This window comes from Achromobacter denitrificans NBRC 15125 (genome assembly GCF_001571365.1).
GTDB classification, from domain to species: Bacteria; Pseudomonadota; Gammaproteobacteria; order Burkholderiales; family Burkholderiaceae_B; genus Achromobacter; species Achromobacter denitrificans.
Map to the genome: position 1 here is coordinate 1 of NZ_BCTQ01000085.1, position 2,807 is coordinate 2,807.

Below are 2,807 nucleotides of genomic sequence, written 5' to 3' on the forward strand. Positions count from 1 at the left end.
CCCCGGCCCCGGCCCGCGCCGCCGGCGGTGGCGGCTCCCGCCCCGCGCCGGCGCGCCCGCAGGCGGCCGCCGACACCGATGACGCCCAGGAAGCCGGGGCGGTCCAGGAAGAATCCCGTTCCCGTTCCGCGCGCAAGTCGCGCGGCGGCCGCAAGTCCGGCGGCGCGGGTCGGGACGCGGCCCAGCAGCCTGCCGGCCTGGCCGTCGCCGAAGAAAGCGCCGCCGAGCCCTCGGCCGAACCCGCGGCTTTGGTCGCGCCGACGCCTGCTCCCGCGGCGCAACCGGCGCCCGCGGCTCAGCCCGTGGCCGCGGTGGATGCCGCCGCCCAGGCCGCCAAGGATGCGGATGCGGCCCGGGAAGCCGAGCGCGAAGCCGCCGCGTTGGAAGCCATGCGCGCCGACGCCCTGGCGCGGGCGCAGGAGTCCAAGCCGGTGCAGCCTTCGCGCCTGCCGCCCATGCCCAAGCCCTTGCCGCAGGCGCGCTCGCCGCTGCCCGCGGTGAACATCGCCGAATGGACCTTCGCCGAACCCCCGGCGCAAGACCGCCAGCCGTCGTCCAAGGCGCCGGCCAAGGTGTCCGACCCGTTCGAGGGCGGCGTGGCCACGCCCATCAGGTCCGCCGCCAGCCCGGCAGCCGCCGAGGCGCCCGCGGCTGCCAAGCCTGCCGCCAAGCGCGGCCGCGCCGCCGCCAAGACGGCCGAGGCCAAGGCGCCGGCCAAGGAAGCGGCCAAGGAAGTGATCCAGGAATCGGCCAAAGCCCCGGCCAAGACGGCCGCCAGCAAGTCGGCCCCCGCCAAGTCGGCCGCGGCCAAGGCGGAGGCGCCGGCCGCCGCCGAAGCGTCCGCCAAGCCCGCTCGCAAGACCGCCGCGCGCCGGCCTCGCAAGGCGGCCGACGAGTCCTGACCGGCTTGCCGGGGCCCGGGCGCGCCGCCATCGCGGCGGGGCGCCGGCCCTAGCCCGCCGGGGCGCCGTAGCGGCCGGGCGTGGTGCCCAATTCGCGCTTGAACATGGCGATGAAGGCGCTGACGTTGTCATAGCCCAGCTCCAGCGCCACCGTGGTCACGGCGGCGCCGCCCGCCAGCATCTCCTGCGCCCGCATCAGGCGGGCGCGCTGCCGCCACGCGCCCACGCTCAGGCCCGTTTCCGTCAGGTAGCGGCGCGCCAGCGTGCGCGGCGCCATGCCGATGGCGGCCGCCCACTCGTCCAGCGTGCGCGTGTCCGACGGCAACTCCGACAGCGCCAGCGCCAGGCGCTGCAGCCGGGGATCCCGCGGCAGCACCAGGGCGGCGCCGGCCTGCGGCAGGTCGCGGATCTCGTCCCGTATCAGTTCCACGATGCGCCGCCGCGCCGCGGCGGCCGGGCCGGCGTCCGCGTCCGGCCAGCCTGCCGCGCGCTCGACGGCGGCCTTCAGCAGCGCCGACGCTTCCAGCACGCGAGGCGCTTGCGGCAGGCCGGCGCAGGCGGCCGGACTGAGATAGGCGCTGTATCCGGCGTAAGGGCCGTGGGAGCGCAGCCCATGCGGCTGGTCCGGAGGTATCCACACCGCCTGCTGCGCGGGCACCACCCATTGCCGGTCGCCGGCGTAGACCGTCAGCAAGCCCCGATAGGCGCCCAGCAACTGGCCGCGCGCATGCCGGTGCATGGCGGTGTGGCGCAGCGCGCCCTCCTGGCGGCGGACGGCGATCAGCCGCGGCCCGCCGCGAGACCGGGCGCGCTCGGGATCCAGCATGGGCGACGAGGAAAGGGCGGCAGGCATTGGCCGAAACACCGTATTGATTGACCGAAACCCGGCAGACTTGCCAAGGCAGCCGCTCTATCGTACCCGCTGTACCCCACAACCCAGGAGAACCATCATGCGGGCACAGGACGTTTTGCCGGACGACCGGAACCACGGCGATTTCAACGGCGTAACGGTGCGCAAGGGCACGGTGGGCGCGTTCCTGGCGAACGCGCGCGTCTGCGCCGATCCAAGCGCATCGGCCGAGGCGGTGGAGGCCGCCAGGCGAGACATCCTCGACGCCTTGCCCGCGCTGCGCGCGCTGGGATTGTTCGACGTGCTGGAACCGAGGGATCCGGCGCTGCGGGCCTGGCTGTCGGCCCGGGGCGCGGACGGCGCCTGAGGGTGTTCTATCATCCAGGGTTTGGACGGCGATGGCGGCGCGCTTCCGCGCCGCGACGTTCCGCCCGCCGGATTCGCGCATGCAATACGTTTTGGTCAGTTCCTGCCTGCTGGGCAATCCCGTGCGCTACGACGGGCGCGGCGTCTCGCACGACAACGCGGTGCTCGCGCGCTGGCGCCAGGAGGGCCGCGTGGTGTCCGTCTGTCCGGAGGTGGCCGGCGGCATGCCCATTCCCCGGCCGCCGGCGGAGATCGAGCCGGGCGCCGACGCGGCCGCGGTGCTGGCCGGCCGCGCCCGCGTGGTGGCGGTCTCCGGCGAGAACGTGACCACGCCGTTCGTGCACGGCGCGCGCGAGGCGCTGGCGGCGGCGAGCCGGCACGCCATCCGCGTCGCGGTGCTGAAAGAGGGCAGCCCGTCCTGTGGCAGCGGCTACGTCTACGACGGCCATTTCGCCGGACGCAAGCTTCCCGGCGCGGGCGTGACGGCGGAGCTGTTGGGCCGCGCCGGCGTGCGCGTGTTCAGCGAGCGCCAATGGCAGGAGGCGCAGGACTGCCTGGCGAGCCTGGAGGCGGAAGATGGGCGTTGACGCGGGCGCCTGGCTGGCGCTGCTGGGCGCGGCGGGCTGCGCGGCGCTGGCCTGGAAAGCGGCGGCGCGCGCCCGGCGCAGCCGGCTGCGGCGCGTGGCGGG

3 protein-coding genes and 1 pseudogene are annotated in these 2,807 nt (G+C 75.7%); 3 read left to right on the forward strand and 1 reads right to left on the reverse strand.

Features of this window, described 5'->3' with window-relative positions:
* Positions 1-902 (forward strand): annotated as a pseudogene (locus ADE01S_RS31900) (NYN domain-containing protein); the annotation flags it as partial.
* 49 nt (positions 903-951) lie between these two features.
* Here the strand turns inward: ADE01S_RS31900 and ADE01S_RS30930 are convergent.
* Entirely contained in the window at positions 952-1,755 is an 804-nt protein-coding gene (locus ADE01S_RS30930; RefSeq protein ID WP_062685580.1) for an AraC family transcriptional regulator, read from the reverse strand.
* 97 nt (positions 1,756-1,852) lie between these two features.
* Here ADE01S_RS30930 and ADE01S_RS30935 point away from each other — a divergent pair, with 97 nt between their 5' ends.
* Positions 1,853-2,119 carry a hypothetical protein gene (locus tag ADE01S_RS30935; RefSeq protein WP_062685581.1) on the forward strand — a complete coding sequence of 89 codons (267 nt, stop codon included), beginning with the start codon at positions 1,853-1,855 and terminating at the stop codon, positions 2,117-2,119.
* 79 nt (positions 2,120-2,198) lie between these two features.
* Complete coding sequence (locus tag ADE01S_RS30940) at positions 2,199-2,705, forward strand: 2-thiouracil desulfurase family protein (protein ID WP_062685582.1); 507 nt, start codon at positions 2,199-2,201, stop codon at positions 2,703-2,705.
* Positions 2,706-2,807 lie beyond the last annotated feature (102 nt).

What these genes read in the sequence shown, in the direction of transcription:
- ADE01S_RS30935 (WP_062685581.1), top strand. Translation starts at nt 1,853, where the DNA reads ATGCGGGCACAGGACGTTTTGCCGGACGACCGGAACCACGGCGATTTC.
- ADE01S_RS30930 (WP_062685580.1), bottom strand. Translation starts at nt 1,755, where the DNA reads ATGCCTGCCGCCCTTTCCTCGTCGCCCATGCTGGATCCCGAGCGCGCC.
- ADE01S_RS30940 (WP_062685582.1), top strand. Translation starts at nt 2,199, where the DNA reads ATGCAATACGTTTTGGTCAGTTCCTGCCTGCTGGGCAATCCCGTGCGC.